Raw genomic sequence first — 17514 nt, 5'->3', positions numbered from 1 at the left:
AATGGTCCACGACTATTACGACCACCTTCAATGTTTAGAAAGTGTCTACAGTGTCTGGTCTCGTCAAACAATTCATTCACCCATCATTTCCCAATTACCATCAATCAACATCCCTTCTCTTGATTGAGTTCTCTTCTTCCAATCTTTCTGTGTGACACCAGAACCAGAACCGTGTGGGGAACGACTGAATGAACATAAAGTTGAATCTGATTCCACATAGATACCACCACTAACACTCTTCAAGTCATCAGTCGAGAGTTCCTCGTTGATTTCTTCGTTCTCCTTGGGTTCAGTCATTAGGTGTAAATACTCTCAAATTAGTCTACTCATTCTTAGAGATTCCTACCAGAAAAAATAAAATAAATCTCTGAAGGTCTTTATCGTATGTGGTCTGACCATTTTTACCCCGTAGTCCCCCATTCAGAAGTTAGACATACCGTAGAAAAGGGTACTAATACCTAAAGAACTACCGTTCTATCCCAACCTGATTTCTTTCCTGTCCCAACCAGACCTTTAATACACCTCAACGACTAAAGATCTGGAGTTCTCCCTGAACTCAATAGTGGTTTATACAGTCTTATCACCATGATTCAACTCTATTCTTAGTACAACCGTACGTCCTATTCCCTACTTCTTTTGTTAGTGGTTTCTTGACCTCTGTCTATCGTGTATCGGTTTCATATCCGTCCAGACTGTCCAATCGTGACCACTTAGGTCAAACTTATAGAAATCTGTTCACCACTAGATTGATACGAACGTAGTGGTACATCAGTACTTTTATCCCAACCTTGTTCTAACCTTTCAGATAGGTGAGATCCCAGTCGTGTAAAGAAATACTAAAGTCTGTTTAGATCTCAAAGAGCCTCTTCTATGACCAATTGTGCCGATGGACTCAATGGCTTGTGGAGCTCGTAGCTCTTAACACTGCCCTTGCTTGGGACGATTCGTCAACGAAGACCGTTCTCCTTGCTGGTGATGGCGAATTTTGGGCTAGTCACTACTCAGCAATCTGGTGAGATTCCAGTTCGTCAAAGCTTTGCTCCATATTTGCTCTGAGGCTATTTAATGGCTTGATGGATCCTTTAGACCCTTTAGGCCAGACTGGAAGACACCTTCCATTAGCAATCCTGCTTGTTACAACAGCGTTTGGAGCGTTTTTTGGAGGCGCATTCATCACTGCATTGATCCGCGCCAGTTCTGAGCTTGACTGGTTTAAGAGGGAAGAGGAATGAACACTTTTGCTGCCACTTATGTTGTTTTTGTTTAGGTCATCGGGGCACTGGTGATCTTTGGTGTTGCTGCTTATGCAATCAAACAGATGGTGCTTAAGCTTCAACAGCCAATCGATGAGCCAGATATCGGAGTTGAGGTGACAAGACGATGAGCTTTCACAAGCTTGCTGTTTTGGTTGTCTCGATGGAGGTATTTACTGGTTCAAGCGGCGAGCTTATGAATTTCTCATTGCCTTAATGATCATACATCGGCTCATTGTGAAATGTTTGGGAACGAGATTTCTAGGCCATCAAGTAACATCTGAACAGCAATAGATGTAAGCACTATTCCCATTACTTTTGTTAGCACTTGCAGGGCTGATACACTAATCCTGGAGGAAAGCATCTCGGCGGCATCAAAAATAAGATAGATTATCAAAGATAGTAGTAAAACTATTAAGCTCTATGAAATTTTGCCATCGATGGAAGAATTCACCGGGTCGGCAATTGCAATCGTCAGTGTGCCAGGGCCTGCAAGAAGGGGAATGCAGATAGGCACGATTCCTTTCCCTGAAGAACTCTTGCCCCGATCAATCGAGGCTGGGTCATGGTGCTCCTCTGGTGGTTTGGATCGGAGCATGGAAAGGCCGATCAAGATAACAATTAACCCACCAGATATTTGAAAGGCTCCTTGGCTTATTCCGAAAATTGCCAGCAAATCATTCCCGAGCCATGTAGCCAAGAGAAGTGCGATCAAGAAGGTGAAGGCACTGTTGCTTGCGATTGCCTTGTCGGTTTTTTGATCTCCATCTGTGAATGAAAGATAGATCGGCAGATTGCCAATAGGGTTAGCAACAGTAAAGATTCCTATGGCAGTGTTTAGAAGAGACATAAAGATCGGAACTAATTGATTTTGTTGCTAACATTTACAGGTCTGATTGAACCGCAGATGTTGATTCTATGCCAGGTATTTTTGATCTATGAGTGCCTCTATTGGCAGCAGATCGCGATCAGTAATGGGTTTGATTTCAGCAGGCTTCTTGGGTAGGATACTTATACTGGGCTGAGATTGCCTCGGGTAAGACGGATTATTTCAGGAATGATAAATGCTTTAATAACTTCATGTTGAGAAGGTGGCTCTTCTCTTTTAGTCGGTCAATATCTTATGGATTTGGTGATTTGAGATTTCCATTCCATTCTGGTAAATAATGGACGAACCTTTAACTCGATCGACGTGAACTCTTTGTCCTCAAGCAAACACCCTCAACCTGGCACGCAGATCGATGCTGTGCTGGATCCTGTGATTCCAGAACTTAACGAGTTGGTGGCGAAGACGCCAGGGACCCTTTCGCTGGCCCAGGGCATGGTGAATTGGGCTCCACCTGTTGCCGTAAAACTGGCAATGAACAATGCTCTGTTGAATCAAGAAACAAGCCTCAATCGTTATGGCCCGGCTCGAGGTGATCCTGATCTGCTTGAGCTAATTAAGCAAAAATTGATGATCCAGAACGGTTTGGATTTGGCCGAAAGCATGGTCATGGTCACTGCAGGTAGCAACATGGCATTTCATGCCATTGCTCAGGTTCTCTGTGACCCTGGCGATGAGGTCATTCTGCCGCTGCCTTATTACTTTAATCATTTTATGGCTATTCAGTTGGCCGGTGGAGTGCCTGTGCCTGTGAATGCTGGTTTAATACCTAACCCTGAGCTCATAGAGGCTGCGATTACAAAACGCACCCGTGCCATTGTCACGATAAGTCCTAATAATCCAAGCGGAATCGTTTTCCCTCAAACCTTACTTGCCGCCATCAATGGGATCTGTGCCCAGCATGGTTTGCTGCACATCAGCGATGAAGCTTATGAGGATTTTGTGTTTGGTGATGTACCTCATTGGAGCCCTGGATCTCTTCCTGGCGCAGGGAACCATACTGTTTCGCTCTATTCGTTCTCCAAGGCCTATGGCATGGCCGGATGGCGTCTTGGTTATATGTCTGCTCCTATTGGCTGGAGTAAGGCTTTGGCCAAGGTTCAAGACACAGTCTTGATCTGTCCACCTCGTTTTTGCCAACGAGCAGCGATTGCCGCCTTGTTGGATGGTTCTGATTGGGTGCGGCAGAATGTCTCTCAATTGATGAGTCGATATCAGTTGCTCTTGAAGCGTTTTGCCGCTAGTAACGATCGACCCTGGCGCTTTTTACATCAACCCAATGGAGCTTTTTATGGCTTACTTGAAGTGGATTGTGGTTGCAATGGAGACACCTTGATGCGTCAGCTGGTAAGAGATTATCGAGTTGCCACGATTGGAGGTTGTAGTTTTGGTTTTAAGAACGAGAGTTGTGTACTGCGCATCAGCGTGGGTATGCTTGAAGGCGCTGAATTGATAGATGCCTTTGATCGCTTGGAGGCAGGCTTGCTTAATATTGTTCAACAAGGAGACCGTAGCACCTGAATAATAAAGTTAATTCCAATTTATTTTTTTTATTTTATTGAAGATAGCAATCAGCACTTGTTGAGTAATGACTGCGTGGTGAATTTTGATCAGCTCTGTAGCAGCGAGTTTAGCTGCTGGAACCTTATTCAAATCATGCAATAAGCCAATGGTCTTAAGATTATTAATGGCTGCATTTATTTCTATGAGATTCTATCCATTGCCGTAAACACTTGCAGCATTTTGTAGATATGATTTAATGACTTTCTTGCCTGTTAAGCAGTTCAATTTTTTAAGTAAGTCTTTGATTTGATCCGCTTATTGCTAGCCATAATGCTTCCTATGGCTTTTTACCATAATTGATTGGAAGGTAAATAGTGATCAGAATTCTTGCTCCTAACTCTATGGGAATGATTGTAGGGGCTGATTGCCTTTGTCTCGCATGCTTTTTGGCAATGTTGACTATTTTTCGTCATCACTCTTTGAGAACCAGTGAAGTGATAAGGCCTTCGTCTGTTGATGAGAACATCAATAATGTTGCGAGAATGCATGGATCTAATTTTAGAGGCTTTTGTTTTCATCCATAGGTCTCTAATTCCAACCATTCTCTTCTCGCATGCAAATAAATATAGACCTTTTAGTAATCCTGCATGTCTCTATTATGGTAGGCTAACTTCGAGGATTGAAATTATTTTTTCTCGTCAGTATCCAAGCCTAATGCTGAGACAATAAGGGTATTTTCTAATACCTTTGGATATAGCAATACACCAATGATCACCGATATGATCGCTGTGACAATGAATGTAGTGACTTGGCCTATTGAACCTGGCAAGTAGATTTCAGAGTTCAGAAATGGCAAATCAATTAGAGAACCTATGGTTCCCCAAATCAATACCCATGCAGACACATATCCAATGCCGAACCAGTCTTTCTTTGACATGTGACCTCAGAAAACACAGAACAATTTTTGAATACTAGCTGATAGACACGCATAGGCTTAATAAAGTGGCATCTCTGATGTGCAGCTTGTCTGACCAGTGACAACACCTAGGCCCTGCTGCCAATGACTTGCCCAAGTCTTGCCGTGGCTGTTTTTGCTTGCTGCAGCGTCTCTTCATCTTCTTACTTTTGGCGTTGGAGCGCAGATTGATCCAGGTTAGCTGCTACCGCAAAGTGGTTTGATTCTGTTGAATGAGGTCTTGGCATAACTGAGCAAATGATTGGTTTGTCTCATTCAACAGACAAACTTAGCTCCATATAAGAGTTTGTTCTCGTTAGCATCTTTGCTTTTATTCGTCATCTTTACAGAAATCTGAACCTTCCGCTCCGTTTTCTTGTTAAACAATTCATCAGGCCTGCTACTAGGTTCAAGAGAGTTTCCCTTCGACCCGCCCATGGCGATTAGCGTTACCTCTGCATGTCCAGAGAGCACAATTAATGAACTGGGCATCCGGCAATGGCCCATTTGGACATGTGAGGCCAGCACTTTTCCTTGGACCTATGCTGAACAGGAAACCTGCCTGTTGTTGGAAGGCGAGGTGACCGTTAAGCCCGAAGGTGGAAAGCCCGTGCGCTTTGGTGCAGGTGATCTGGTGGTGTTCCCTGCTGGAATGTCATGCATTTGGGAGGTTCATCAGGCAGTTCGTAAGCACTATCGCTTTGGTTGATGAATGGGCCATGACGGCTAGCTGTGAAGTGACCTCGCTGAAGACAGGATCAATGCATGGTCTAAGAAATGCAAATGATTTGTTGATTCCTCTTGGGAAACATTAAGCAGACCTGATAGATGAATAACAGTAGCGCTATAATGCAGTAGTGCTACTGTCCAGGCTGCGGGCTGGTGAAGGAGGGCATTTTCGTCGTTCAGTTTCGCTACATAGGTTTTGTGCTTTTTGCTTGGCCTACTCAAGATTCATCTGACGTTCTTCGCGTTGCTAAGAATCAATGCTGTATTCACATCAAGGCCACGGGGGAAGAAGGAGCGTAATCACACATGCCAATGGCTAAGCCAATCGAGATCATCTTGCAGTTGCTTGATCTGAAGCATTGCACATTCTTTCTCTGAACGACTCGATGTTGACTGGGTTTTCTGCTGAGCAGCCTGTGCTGCGACATGAGCCTGTCGGCCAAAGCTCTCCTCTGTTGTAGGCCTCAATGATGGATTCGTAGTGGTCTTCTCTTTGTCTTGCTTGATGTGCCATGTACTCATGTACTTTCTTTGCTTGAAGGAAAGCGCATCAACCTGCAATGCGCGATCGGAGGGAATACTCAATACGAGCGATCCCTCCCTTAGAAAGGTCTACTCAGGCCTTGTTCTTTGAGGGGGCTCCATAGAAGAAGGCCCTGGAACTTGACAAAGCTAGATAATGAAGTGAATGAAAAAAGCAAACTATGGCTGGAGTCATTGCCGGGGCAATTTCTCTATCACTTCATTTATTCTGGAAGTTTAGAACAGCCAATAGCGAGAGAGCCAAGTGGAAGATCTTGCTATCTGCCTTATGGCTCCCTCGCCAATGTGTAACGTATTCATCATTATCCCAGCTTTCATGGCTGGCTAACAAGAACATTTCTTTTGGGAGACTGAAACACTAGTTTGATAGATTAAATCAGCATAATCCACGCTGCTTAAACTTTAGATCTCCGCTATCTTCGATATTAGTTTGAATATTTACACTTAAGCGGTAATTGCTATAAGGGCCTGAGTTGCATTGATTCGAGACATTCGAATGTCTCTGCTTGATTACTGTTTGAGAAGTATCAAGTGATGATAAATAATTTGTATGTTTTTTTAAAAATAGGTGTTTTTGTTTTTTGCCTGCGTGCATGTGTGGATCTATTTGTGCCAGCCATTTTTATTTTCCATATTTATTGACCTTTTTGTATCTTTTTAATCAAGTAATTGCGATTGTGCTGCTTTGTTGATTTGGTTTTTATTGCTCAATCTTTGTTGTCGATTTGAGTTTCCGTTGATGATTTTACTGAAATAGCCGTAAAACGCCAGGCTTGCAATGTATCCCCCCAGTAATTGCTAGGCAGACCAGCTTTCTTTTTGAGCTGCTCTACGAATTCAGTCTTCTCCGGAAGACTTTCCCAGACCTGCGGTAGAAAAATACTACGTTTTCCTTTGTCAGCGATGATCAGCCCGTCGACATTTTGACGCAGCTGTTGCATGAAATCTGCTTCATCTGAGAATGTCATTCTTTCAAAAGGGCTGAGAAGTGAGATTGAGATCTCAAGTTCTGAGGCCTCTTCTAACTCTATGGGAGAAAACCGCGGATCTTTCATTGCAGCTTTATAGGCATTATCGACGACATCCGCGATGAGTGGTCGATAGGCCTGGACTGTACCGATACAGCCTCGTAAATTCCCGTTTTTATTTAATGTGATAAAAGTGGCGCGCTTTTGTTGAAGTTCTGGCGGGAAAGAAGCGATGTCTACAGAAGGAGGATGACTATTTTTAATCGAATAGGCCACGGTCTGTGCTGCAATTCTGATAAGACGCCCTGCTTCACGATTCAGTAGACCCCAATCATCTTCCACTCGTAGAGAATTGCTTTGATCGATTTTCTTGCATGCGGCCCAGGAACCATAACCAACGACTCGTTCTTTGTTGCCTGCTGTGTCACCAGAGTTTTGCAAAGCAAGTCGCTTAACAGAGAGGCCATATTTGCGTGCTGCAATCAGCATTCCGGCAACTGGAATACAACCACATGCTTTTTCTGGGCTAAGAATGTCTGGATTCAAACTTTCGATAGATTGAGCCGTTTCTCTATCAATCTTCTGGGCATTTTTGTAGTCCTTGAAATGGCTGAGATCTGTGCTGATGAGAAACCGTGTTGAATCACTGCCCCAGAGCCGTTCAATGACTTCGGCAACCTGATTGCCGGAAACGGCACCAACCACAAGTGGTAGCAATTTGAAGTCGCCAAGAACTTTCTGGAGAAATGGAAGATGGACCTCAAGTGAATGTTCCGGGCGGTGTGCTTCGTCATTGAAGCTGATCTGAGGTAAGTCAAGAATTGCGGTGATGCCTTCACGGTCAATCTCAACTTCTCCCAACGGTGTTTGAAAGGCATCCACTGATGGCACAGCAATGCCCTCTAGGGCGATGCGATGAGCAGGGCCGATCAAAACAACACGTTCAATTTTGTCTTTTTGACTTTGCCAGGTGATATAGGCATTTGCCGCGACCTGGCCTGAGTAAACGTAACCTGCATGTGGAGCGATTAGCGCCTTGGGCTGCAAGGGATTTGTTGTGTCGGCATGCGCGATCAATCTGGCGACGTCGCTTGCGAGCGTTTCTCTATCAGCTGAGTAAAAAACTCCAGCTACTGCAGGGGCTCTCACCTTACCCATTGCTTTAAGACTCTTTCCTTAGCTGGCTAAAGGCTTGTACTTGAAGGCGTTGATTCGTGGCATTCCCCCATCTATGCAGTTCCGTCGGCAATAGTCCATATCGATTCGATCTGCTTAAAGGATATTTGATTTGAGTCTAACTTGGAAATTTTCATGATTAATGCAGCCTCAATATCAGCTCAAATACATTCATTTCGGCGGCATTGTCTGAGACAGGTGTTGGCAACCTTCCATCGCTGAGTTATTGGCCAATACGTACCGGTTGTCGTTTCCGGCCCCATTGACCAGGAGTGGCATCAAAGTGACCAGGGATCCTGTTGCCGCATTGTGCACATGTTCCTTTCACTGTTGTGGAGAGGCCCCACTGACCCAATGCATACCAGTCGCGCTCGATGACCAAATGGTTGCAATCAGGGCAACGTGTGTTGTCTCCGGCTGGGTCGTGCACGTTACCTGTGTAGACAAATTGCAGGCCTTCCTCAATAGCGATCAACCTTGCCTTGGTCAATGTTGATGGAGGAGTTTTGGGCCGATTGAGCTTGTAGTCTGGGTGATAAGCAGAAAAATGAATCGGAATATTTGGGCGTAGCTCTTCGCGGACCCATGCTGCCAGTTGGCGGATTTCGTCATCGCCATCGTTTTCTTCCGGGATCAATAGGGTTGTGATCTCAACCCAAGTATCGGTTTCATGCACCAGATAGCGAAGGGTGTCTTTGACTGGTTCAATCTCGCTTGCACATAAGTCTCGGTAAAAGCGTTGACTGAAGGCTTTGAGATCTACGTTGACTGCATCCATCACTTCGAAGAACTCTGCTCGAGCATTTGCGGTGATGTAGCCGGCAGTGACGGCCACATTTTTGATCCCGCGCGCTCGATTTGCTTGTGCCACGTCGATGGCATATTCCGCAAAGATCACAGGGTCGTTGTAGGTAAAAGCTACTGAGCGGCAGCCGTGTTGTTGAGCAGTCGCAGCTAGCCCCTCGGGTGAGGCAGCATCCATCAAACGATCCATCTCTCGAGATTTCGAGATGTCCCAGTTTTGACAGAACTTGCAACCAAGATTGCAGCCTGCTGTTCCGAACGAAAGCACCGAAGAACCTGGAAAAAAATGATTCAGCGGTTTCTTTTCGATCGGGTCGATGCAAAAACCACTTGACCGGCCGTAAGTGGTTAGGGCCATGCCTTCAGCAGTGGCTTGTCGCACAAAACAAAACCCTCGCTGCCCTGGTTTCATTCGACAATGACGTGGGCAGAGATCGCATCGGATTTTTTCACCATCTTGCGACCACCATCGACCTAGGTGTAATGGGGCAGTATTAGTCATGGTGTGACGTGCTTAGTGATCAAGAGATCATTGAGTTCCATCAATACAATCGTATTGCCAATCTCTAGGAATTCATTCTATCTCTAATTTGTTTATGAGTGTTTAGAAATTGCCATTGAAATGCTAAAGGATATTGCTAGGACTTATTAGAACCACAAGAGAGTCAAGTCATCTTGAGTCTCCAAGCAGCCCTGCCTTGATCACACTCACCACATAAACAGGTTGGAGAGGTTGACTTGCTCACATGATCCAGATGCCTTCAAGGAGAGAGATTAGATTGACTGAGTCTCCTTTATTGATAGTGATGTGAATGAGCTCGCAAAGCGAGCGATTGAACCCCCACCTTTCATACAATTTACTTGCCTAGTTTGACTTCAAGTAAATCTATATCAGGCGGCTTCATATTGACCAACTCAGAAGTCATGCTCTTTGTTCAGATGTTAGATATTTGTGACAAGGGGCTATTTCTGCATAGTGTTCTACCATAAGTATTTAGCTAGGGCCAGACTTCGGGGTACTCAATAATGATTTCAGGATCCTTAGGCTTAGAGGCGCACTCTTCTTTGACCACTCTTTCTACGAATGTTCTAGACCATCTGTCAAACCTTCTTGCATATGTGGTCTTACATACCTCTACGAAGACTTTTCCTCTAGCTTCTGATTGTGTTACTGCCGATTTAGTAATGCATACGTATTGATGCTCTCCTTTGATTAGATCATATACTTCTCGGCTACATTGACGGATTGAGTTTTTAAATCCCTGAGCATTGACACTATCCTGCATCACTAATAATAGTAGGATTAAAGTGCTAAGTGATAAATTCACGGCAATAGCATGTCTCTAAAATTAGTTGCTCTTACTCTTTATCCTTAGGTCGCTGTCTTAGGATATAGAGCCAAGCAACTGTCGCTAGTGCGACTGTAAACTCTGTAAGTATTGTTGCATTGCCGGCAAAGAAATCGTTCCAGCTAGAGGTGTTGTTCAAGTATTGATCTTTTGGCTGCTCATAGTCTAGCCCTAAGCCAGTACAAAGCTCTACCAATATATGGCTGGTGGTTGGGTTCCCGGTGACAGGCACGAATCAATAACTTTTCACCTGTATTGTTGAATTGAAGCCGCATGCAATCTGAGATTTCAGTACTGGAGATTTCGGAGCCCGTTTGTGTCTGGCAGGTCTGTTCTTGTCGGCTTCTGGCTGGTACTGAAGACACTTGATGCTCCCCCTGCTATTGATGACCAGACTATTTGTTAATACAAATTTCCCATCTTATTTTCAAGCCAGCCTAAGCTCTACGAACAAAGCGCTAACAAAAAAAGCGATCGCTCTAATCAGCTGAGATCTCTGATTCTTTGTCTATGTAGTCTAATCGGCGGTTGATATGTGCGTAAATCTGACTGGCCTGAGGCCTGCTAGGCCATACAGACGATCTCGGCTTGAAAGGGGACCAAGGACTTGACTAGAATTAATCAGTTGCTGTTAATGCAATACTATTAAATTGTTGAAATACTTAAAATGAGCAGGAAGGCTTAACTGCTCCCCTTCTTGCTTGATTCCTGCTGGGCAATCTTGAACCACAGCAGAATGAAGTAAACCGACGAGATGCCTAGGAAGATCAACGTCAAGATCATCCATGTCCCCATGCTTAGCCCAAGTACGCCTGCATTGCGTGCATCGCCGATTGTGGCGTAGGCCAGAAGAGTGGGGAAAGTCAATGGGATCAGTTTGTTCTGGTTATCAGTTCAGCACGGCTCGGTGGTTGGTCGTTGAACCTTGCGCATTGAACAAAGGAGCCCCTTTGCTTGATGGAGGCGAACTGAAGTAAAAAGCCGACTGCTCCCCATTACCCATCCACTCTGACACTAGGAACAGGCTTGCAACCTGCCATGCGTAGAAACACTACTACTGGTGCCACTTGTACTTTCTTTAAGCCGAAGCGCTATTTGTAGGGGCTTGCGTCAATAAGCTCTTTCCCTTAGAAATAAAGCTCCCCATCACCCAGGCCCGTCGCGTCACGCGAGGGTCTTTTTTTTTGTTGATCAGCCCCCCATGGGGCTGCAATGAGCTTCCTTTTTGGTGGAGGGCATAATGCAGAAAGCTTGATGAGCGGTGATTCGATGAACGAACCGCAGCCGAAAGAGAGTTTGCTCAAGAAGAGTGGACGAATTGGCGCAATCCTTGGTTTTGCCTGGATTGCTCTGAATATTGTTGTGCCTTTGGCTTTGTTGCGTGTGCCTGCGGTGCAGCGCTGGCTCGTGGCATTTGATAACAAGCTTCCTTTTCACATTCCAGGAATTGGCTAGCTGCTTTTTGTTTCCGATTGCTGTGGTGCCCATGATTGGACAGGTGGTCACGCCCTCTCCAAGGTCAATAGCCTTGGATAACTCATCTGTTTACAGAACAAAACCTGATGAGCCGAATTTTTGAACCTTTGGGCGGGTCTATAAGACGTTAAGTACAAGGGTGCGGCAGGCTGGCGTTATGGGTAACGACTCCTCGAAATGAAGAGATGACGCACGAGGTCTCTCTTGCTGTGCTGGAAAGGGATGGTCGCTGGCTCCTTCAGCTTCGTGATGACATCGAAGGAATCTTGTTTCCAGGTCATTGGGGATTATTTGGAGGTCACTTGAATGCAGGGGAAACGCCTTTTCAGGCCGTGAACCGTGAACTTGCCGAGGAAATCAACTGGGCACCTGAAAATCTCCTCGTTCCTTGGTTCAGCAACCACAGCAGCACGCTTGTGGTACATGTATTTCGAGGGCCACTGTGTGTTTCTCTTGGCCAATTGCAGTTGCTTGAGGGTCAGGATATGACCCTGGCGACTATGGAGGAGCTGGCGAGTGGTGCTATCTGGAGCCCCAGACTTAGGGAGTTCAGACCGATTGCGCCAGGCCTGGATATCGTGCTGCAGCGTCAGCTCTCAGATCAAGACTGAAGCCAGGTTGTGTGGAGCAATATTTTGAGGTTTTGCGGAATTTCGATGCAGAAGATCTTGTAGGCCGATCCCTTGCCAAGACAGCATGACAGGACTCTCTCTTTGTTGGGCTTTAGGGAAATTGAGGGGGGATGGCAGCCGCTAGTTCAATGATGATGATCACCTCAGTCAAGTGCGCGACTTCATGGAGGAGCTTTCCCCTCAGTTCAGTTGGGCAACTATGAATGTCGTGGCTCTGGTCAGCTAGTTGCTTGAACCAACCGGCTATGCAGAGACAAACACTGCTCTTCATCAGAGAGGCACAGCCCCACTCGCTGGCCATCAAGGTTGGAATTCAGATGGCATCCTTAAAGTCATTGTGCTGATACCAATTTCATGACCATTCCTGTGCTTCCAGCCGTTGTCACCTTGGCTGCCGCGATCGTCTACCAAGGAACCATGTTTGCAGTGGCATTTGCACGAAGCCAGCACAAAGTAAAAGCTCCAGCAACGAGTGGGCCAGAAGAATTTGAGCGAGTGCTACGTGTTCAGCAGAACACCCTTGAACAGATGATGTTCTTCCTGCCGGTGTTCTGGCTAGCAGCTCTTTCTAGTAACACGTCTGTTGCCTGCTTGATTGGCTTCATCTGGGTGGGCGCACGTATTGCTTATGGCATTGGCTATTGGAAAGCGGCCAAGCTGAGAGGGCCAGGCTTTGCCATTAGCCTCCTTGCCAGCGCAGTTCTTCTGGTGATGGCAATTGTTGGTCTATTTAACTCATAGTTGGCGATCTTATAGGAAGCTTCCCTCGGCAATAGTGGCCTCTTCTGCCAGAAGTCAACATTGTGATTTTCGTTTGCAGAGTCTGCGCACCTTTGGCTGATTGATTGGTTAGAAGAGAATAGGCTGCGAGATAGTGATGCCTTACTTTATCTAGCCAACTACAGCTTAAACTCTCATCTTTCAACTTTTGCCTGAAAACAAGGATTTGATTGTTTGATATTATGAACCAATTGCCGTGTGTCGATTCCTAAGTAATGCTTTCCTAAGCAGATTCCTCAAGATTCTTCTTTTGCACAGCAATTGATTCGCTAAAACCTGCGGCAAGAATTCCGGTAGGTATGGCGATGGCGCCAATTCCCATAAGAGAAGTTACTGAAGCGATAATCTTGCCTACCGCACTAATTGGCACTGAATCTCCATGCCCCACTGAGCTGACTGCATTAATTGACCACCAGAGGCATCTTGGTATTGAACCTAATAGACCAGGCTGAATAGATGACTCTGCAAGATACATCAATGTGCTGCTAATGAGTAAAAGTAATAATGTATAAACAGTAGATATCTGCAGCTCTTGGCTCTTGGATCTGAGTGCATAGTTGAAATGAAGCATGCTTTGCTTGAATCTTTCGCTGCGGCCAAGCTTTAGAATCGTAAGAAGACGAATAATTCTCAGGATCTTTAGTTCTGTTCTTACGCCGATAAAGGAGGGGATAATTGCAATCAGATCAATAATGGCCATTGGTGAGAACATGTAGCGAATCGCGCCTTCTATACCCTCTCCATATTTGCCCTCAAGTGGGGCAGTCCACACTCGACAAAAATATTCAATACAAAACAGACAGCCAATGATCCAATCGATTGCATCTATTTGCCCGCCAAACTGATAATCGATTTGACTTTCAGTGCTTAGAACTGCAAAAAAGATTGAAACAGCAATTGTTGCGCCACTTAACTTATTGAATATCGATGTATTGCCTCTTGTGGATTGATTGATTACTTGCTCATGTAGTTTGAGGCGGAATCCCATGATGGTCCCCAAGGTTTCCTCTCTCTTTTGATTTCAATCCATCCTAGGCATGGGTCGCTCCCGGGAGCGTTAGCGTGCCAGTTGTCCGGAGCTTTCCTTGCAGGCCTATAAGCAAGGATCTAGTTTGCTTAATTCTTCGGCTTTGACCTCGATCTGAGAGGATGATGAAGATGTCTTGCGGATCGTCATGCGTGCTCTTGTTTTCGCGATGGCTCTTGACTTGAGTCCACTGACGATTGGAGTGATTGTGGTTGTCGGAGTATTATTCATTGCGATGTTCGGGATTAGCTCGGCATTTGGTGGCTATCAGGGAATCTTCGATTGGACGCAGGAGAAGCCAGGTGATCAAAAGAAAAGGTGAGAAATAAAGCAATTCTAAACGATACTTTTCTTTCTTTAAGTAATAGATTAGGCAATATCTCATGCCTAATCCATAGTGGTTATGGTTATTACGTTGCCCGGTTTGAGAATGGATTCTTATGGGGTATTTGCAATCGTGGTTGTTTATAAAGTTGGTGTCTTTAATACTCAGGAAACCATGTTTTACTGAAAACAATATGACCATTCTTTACAGGTCTTTTGCATCCAGGTAGCACCATGTTGGTCGGAGGCCTAAACAAAGTGACCATTGCTAATTAGTGCACCTCAATCGCTCAGCAGTTATTTGGTTCGTTTTAACGTTTGAATTGAGCCATCAATGGCTTTGACTTTATTTGTTTTTTTTATGTCTTCTGCAATGGCAGCATTCTCTGAGTGGAGATTGGATTTGATTGCCCACCACAAAGCTATTGCTGAGCCACCTCTCAGCGAAATAGCCTGATCAGCATTTGGGCAAGTGAAGCAAAGGCTTTAATAGCGAGTTAAAGGATTTCAGAGATTGATTAAGAACTGATAGATCACACAAGGCTTATATGCTTAAGTATTGCTTAAGCGTATAATTGGTAATCTTTTCTTGTTTAGATCTGCAGTCGTGCGATACGTACGGGCTAGTATCGACTCTATGCCCGGATTGACTTGAGGAGATTTGATGAACGCACTCCGCCAAGCATGAGCTGAGCAAGTAGCCGGCAAGACTTGTGCCTCAACCTATTCACATCAATTGTGCGTTCTCAATTTGAATGAGTGAGAATAGTCCCCCTGAACCTTTCGCCGGGGGGTGTGCTTTATTCACTTGGAAACCCGTTCGTCATGATTTTTGCCCGAAGCAATTGGGACGAGGTTTGGCAAATTAGATGGGGGGTCATTGCTGCCTTGATAGCGCCTTGTTTTGATAGAACTTCTCAAGATGTGTGGGCCCATCACAACAGCTCAGGGTGCAGGTCTTTCTGAGCAAGTGGTGAGTTCAGTAGAACAGTCGGTGGGTTTTGGCAGATTTTGCCTGGTTAGAACTTGGCAGGATGCAGCAGTGGATCTTGAGCGGACTAGGGCTTGCCTGAGAAGACATTTTGCATAAATAAGGTGTCTATCTCGTAAGCAACACTTGCTTTTGATCTTTGCTTGTCAAATTGGCCCCTCTTGGGATCGATCGCGACCGATTTGTAGCGAACTAAGGTCTTAGCGGAATCAGTAAAGGAATGTCTGAGCGTAATGATCCTGTTAAGCCAGAGTGAAGAGTGCAATCAGCGGTTTACTGCCTAGCCGTGTTGGTGAAAATCAGGAACCAGGCGTGTCTGGTTTGCTGTTCTGGAGCGATCGAGACCCCAAAGATGGCCCCTCTCTGAGGCAATCAGGATGGCCTCGTAGAGATCGCTGTTCCTGGCTTTGAATTGGCTTTTCTTCATGTAGGTAAAAATACCGACAGGAGTGGCCTTGAATCAATGGAAATACCAAATCCTGATGCCTTGCATAGGCTTGCTTTATTGATCAGATCGCCAATTCTCAAGGTGATGCCGCACACCTTTTTGTTGTGTTGGTGAATTTCTCACGAGAGGTGGCCTGGTAAATTCGTTGATTGGTTGAATTTGCTTATGGCTCAGGTCACGGTAGGGGAGAATGAGGGCGTTGAATCGGCCCTGCGTCGCTTTAAGCGAGCAGTCTCTAAGGCTGGGATTTTTTCTGATCTCAAGCGCATTCGTCACCACGAGACCCCAGTCGAGAAGTACAAACGCAAGGCTCAGCAACGTCGTCGTAGTCGCAGACGTTGAGTCCACTCCAATCGAGCAGCTGATCCCTCCTGGTAGCTCTTGCCTTGATGACTAATGACTGCTGGTTGGGTCCAAGAAGATTCTCCTGGGAATGATTTTTTTGCTGATTTGCCATTAGAGATGCGACAGCATTGAGGCATCCATTGCTTATTAGCGCCCATTGAGCTGGAGGTGAATCTGATCGGTTTGATGGTTCAACTGAAGCCATACCTCCTTGCTCCAGTTCCTTATTAGTGGTGTAGCGGTGCGCCGAGACAAAGGTGAACGTCGTTTCTGCACGACTTTTGTGAATGGTTTTCACTGGCTGTGGAACGCTCAATCCCAGCTGGTCAAGTTGAGATCAAGTTCCTATGAGCTGTGCTGTCTCTGGGTGCGTTTCGGCCGAGGGGAAGCGAACGAATCTTTGCGCGGCAAGTGGTCACCTAGGCAATCAACCATGGCTGCCATTGCACCATCAGCAGGGCGAAAAGCTCTTTTTCCTTAGTTAGCACGCCAAATATGGTATTCGTGTTGCAAAACAGCCATAAACTAGGGGCAAGAGTTTCAAGGATATCCCTGACCTTTAGCCACCAGCTGGATGGTTGACGAAGGCTGAGCCCTAAGGCTCAAATTGTTGTTCTAGCTTGAGCGAAGAATGTGATCAATCGCATTTGGATGCTCATGGACGAATTTGATCGTTTCCATGGCAACCTGTCTGGCCTCAAAAGAGTCATTCGCATAGGCACAGAATTCGCACCGATGACTCTGAGCATCGCGATAGCTGATGGTGTAACCGTGGCGGCTCATTAGTCCAGCCATTCAATTGATCATTTACATCCTTGCTCAGCAGAGTATGGAGTTGCCACTAATTGTTCAAAGAAGTGAGCGAATGCACAAGAACCAAACTTTTTCAATGCTCTTCTTCACCACATCAACTTCCGGATCAGTGACCATTCGTCTATTGAGCGTGGGCCTCTTTCTATAGCCTTGTGAGGGCTCACTGACAGACTCTGGCAAAGGCACATCGTGATTTGCTGCAGTGGAAGGGTTACCTGGATGATCCATGAAGAAGGTCTCCTCCGTCGGCTTGGCAATTGCCGCAAATGTCTTTCTATTCGTTTGGGCTGCGATCAATAGCCCCGTTGGTTAAAGATATAAATCGTTCTGCCTAGCAGCATCAATCACCTCAACCATCAATGGACGTGCGGGGTTTTGTTGAAGCGCAGGCAAAAGCCCTGCTATTAAGACGGGGGTTTGCTTATTCGTTTCACCCTTAGGGCAGTGAACCCTTTTTCTTGTCGTCCTTGACCTGTGACCATAGGGTCTGCTCGCTTCTGTAGAAATGCAGT

Annotated in this window: 17 protein-coding genes and 1 pseudogene; 10 read left to right on the top strand and 8 right to left on the bottom strand. The window is 45.6% G+C overall.

What is annotated here, in order from left to right:
* Nucleotides 1–72: 72 nt before the first annotated feature.
* Nucleotides 73–297 (bottom strand): hypothetical protein, encoded by a 225-nt coding sequence (locus SIB80_RS09160; RefSeq protein WP_063419220.1) that lies wholly within the window; start codon nt 295–297, stop codon nt 73–75.
* Between the two features lie 1188 nt (nt 298–1485).
* Nucleotides 1486–2103: pseudogene (locus tag SIB80_RS09155) on the bottom strand (MarC family protein).
* Between the two features lie 342 nt (nt 2104–2445).
* Here SIB80_RS09155 and SIB80_RS09150 point away from each other — a divergent pair.
* A complete protein-coding gene (locus SIB80_RS09150; RefSeq protein WP_063419221.1) occupies nt 2446–3660 on the top strand; it encodes a pyridoxal phosphate-dependent aminotransferase in 1215 nt (404 codons plus the stop codon).
* A 1373-nt stretch (nt 3661–5033) separates the two neighbouring features.
* Nucleotides 5034–5306, top strand: a complete 273-nt coding sequence (locus SIB80_RS09145; RefSeq protein WP_063419222.1) for a cupin domain-containing protein — start codon at nt 5034–5036, stop codon at nt 5304–5306.
* A gap of 320 nt (nt 5307–5626) precedes the next feature.
* On the opposite strand, the gene SIB80_RS09140 is transcribed toward SIB80_RS09145, so the two are convergent.
* The 4 genes from SIB80_RS09140 to SIB80_RS09125 all read right to left on the bottom strand — a co-directional run bounded on the left by SIB80_RS09140 (nt 5627) and on the right by SIB80_RS09125 (nt 11033).
* Nucleotides 5627–5911: a hypothetical protein gene (locus SIB80_RS09140; protein WP_169189797.1), complete on the bottom strand. Its 285-nt coding sequence runs from the start codon at nt 5909–5911 to the stop codon at nt 5627–5629.
* 665 nt (nt 5912–6576) lie between these two features.
* Nucleotides 6577–7995, bottom strand: a complete 1419-nt coding sequence (gene amrB, locus SIB80_RS09135) for an AmmeMemoRadiSam system protein B (protein ID WP_063419224.1) — start codon at nt 7993–7995, stop codon at nt 6577–6579.
* A 241-nt stretch (nt 7996–8236) separates the two neighbouring features.
* On the bottom strand, nt 8237–9319 hold the full coding sequence (gene amrS / locus SIB80_RS09130; RefSeq protein WP_063419225.1) for an AmmeMemoRadiSam system radical SAM enzyme: 1083 nt from the start codon (nt 9317–9319) through the stop codon (nt 8237–8239).
* A gap of 1528 nt (nt 9320–10847) precedes the next feature.
* On the bottom strand, nt 10848–11033 hold the full coding sequence (locus SIB80_RS09125; protein WP_063419226.1) for a hypothetical protein: 186 nt from the start codon (nt 11031–11033) through the stop codon (nt 10848–10850).
* A gap of 345 nt (nt 11034–11378) precedes the next feature.
* Between SIB80_RS09125 and SIB80_RS09120 the strand changes: the two genes are divergently transcribed.
* The 3 genes from SIB80_RS09120 (at nt 11379) to SIB80_RS09110 (ending at nt 13015) form a co-directional block, all read left to right on the top strand.
* On the top strand, nt 11379–11621 hold the full coding sequence (locus SIB80_RS09120) for a Signal peptidase I (protein ID WP_236065961.1): 243 nt from the start codon (nt 11379–11381) through the stop codon (nt 11619–11621).
* Between the two features lie 206 nt (nt 11622–11827).
* Nucleotides 11828–12253 carry an NUDIX hydrolase gene (locus SIB80_RS09115; RefSeq protein ID WP_063419227.1) on the top strand — a complete coding sequence of 142 codons (426 nt, stop codon included), beginning with the start codon at nt 11828–11830 and terminating at the stop codon, nt 12251–12253.
* A gap of 375 nt (nt 12254–12628) precedes the next feature.
* Nucleotides 12629–13015, top strand: a complete 387-nt coding sequence (locus tag SIB80_RS09110) for an MAPEG family protein (protein ID WP_011130397.1) — start codon at nt 12629–12631, stop codon at nt 13013–13015.
* A 262-nt stretch (nt 13016–13277) separates the two neighbouring features.
* On the opposite strand, the gene SIB80_RS09105 is transcribed toward SIB80_RS09110, so the two are convergent.
* Complete coding sequence (locus SIB80_RS09105; RefSeq protein WP_063419228.1) at nt 13278–14042, bottom strand: ion transporter; 765 nt, start codon at nt 14040–14042, stop codon at nt 13278–13280.
* Nucleotides 14043–14229: 187 nt separating this feature from the next.
* Here SIB80_RS09105 and SIB80_RS09100 point away from each other — a divergent pair, with 187 nt between their 5' ends.
* The 5 genes from SIB80_RS09100 to SIB80_RS09080 all read left to right on the top strand — a co-directional run bounded on the left by SIB80_RS09100 (nt 14230) and on the right by SIB80_RS09080 (nt 16975).
* Entirely contained in the window at nt 14230–14403 is a 174-nt protein-coding gene (locus tag SIB80_RS09100) for a hypothetical protein (protein ID WP_155728036.1), read from the top strand.
* Between the two features lie 1245 nt (nt 14404–15648).
* Entirely contained in the window at nt 15649–15807 is a 159-nt protein-coding gene (locus SIB80_RS09095) for a hypothetical protein (RefSeq protein ID WP_169189796.1), read from the top strand.
* A gap of 202 nt (nt 15808–16009) precedes the next feature.
* A complete protein-coding gene (gene rpsU, locus SIB80_RS09090; protein ID WP_011130394.1) occupies nt 16010–16186 on the top strand; it encodes a 30S ribosomal protein S21 in 177 nt (58 codons plus the stop codon).
* 214 nt (nt 16187–16400) lie between these two features.
* A complete protein-coding gene (locus tag SIB80_RS09085) occupies nt 16401–16670 on the top strand; it encodes a hypothetical protein (protein ID WP_063419230.1) in 270 nt (89 codons plus the stop codon).
* A 176-nt stretch (nt 16671–16846) separates the two neighbouring features.
* Entirely contained in the window at nt 16847–16975 is a 129-nt protein-coding gene (locus SIB80_RS09080) for a hypothetical protein (protein ID WP_255454309.1), read from the top strand.
* Between the two features lie 63 nt (nt 16976–17038).
* Here the strand turns inward: SIB80_RS09080 and SIB80_RS09075 are convergent, their stop codons facing one another.
* Complete coding sequence (locus SIB80_RS09075) at nt 17039–17299, bottom strand: hypothetical protein (RefSeq protein ID WP_063419231.1); 261 nt, start codon at nt 17297–17299, stop codon at nt 17039–17041.
* Between the last annotated feature and the right edge of the window lie 215 nt (nt 17300–17514).

Source organism: Prochlorococcus sp. MIT 1327, from assembly GCF_047304785.1.
GTDB classification, from domain to species: Bacteria; Cyanobacteriota; Cyanobacteriia; order PCC-6307; family Cyanobiaceae; genus Prochlorococcus; species Prochlorococcus marinus_D.
The sequence above is the reverse complement of the archived record's forward strand: the minus strand, read 5'-3'. Positions and strand labels throughout refer to the sequence as shown.

Coding starts and splice junctions, on each gene's coding strand:
- SIB80_RS09160 (WP_063419220.1), bottom strand. CDS start 297: ATGACTGAACCCAAGGAGAACGAAGAAATCAACGAGGAACTCTCGACT.
- SIB80_RS09145 (WP_063419222.1), top strand. CDS start 5,034: ATGGCGATTAGCGTTACCTCTGCATGTCCAGAGAGCACAATTAATGAA.
- amrB (WP_063419224.1), bottom strand. CDS start 7,995: ATGGGTAAGGTGAGAGCCCCTGCAGTAGCTGGAGTTTTTTACTCAGCT.
- amrS (WP_063419225.1), bottom strand. CDS start 9,319: ATGACTAATACTGCCCCATTACACCTAGGTCGATGGTGGTCGCAAGAT.
- SIB80_RS09120 (WP_236065961.1), top strand. CDS start 11,379: ATGAGCTTCCTTTTTGGTGGAGGGCATAATGCAGAAAGCTTGATGAGC.
- SIB80_RS09115 (WP_063419227.1), top strand. CDS start 11,828: ATGACGCACGAGGTCTCTCTTGCTGTGCTGGAAAGGGATGGTCGCTGG.
- SIB80_RS09110 (WP_011130397.1), top strand. CDS start 12,629: ATGACCATTCCTGTGCTTCCAGCCGTTGTCACCTTGGCTGCCGCGATC.
- SIB80_RS09105 (WP_063419228.1), bottom strand. CDS start 14,042: ATGGGATTCCGCCTCAAACTACATGAGCAAGTAATCAATCAATCCACA.
- SIB80_RS09100 (WP_155728036.1), top strand. CDS start 14,230: ATGCGTGCTCTTGTTTTCGCGATGGCTCTTGACTTGAGTCCACTGACG.
- rpsU (WP_011130394.1), top strand. CDS start 16,010: ATGGCTCAGGTCACGGTAGGGGAGAATGAGGGCGTTGAATCGGCCCTG.
- SIB80_RS09080 (WP_255454309.1), top strand. CDS start 16,847: ATGGACGAATTTGATCGTTTCCATGGCAACCTGTCTGGCCTCAAAAGA.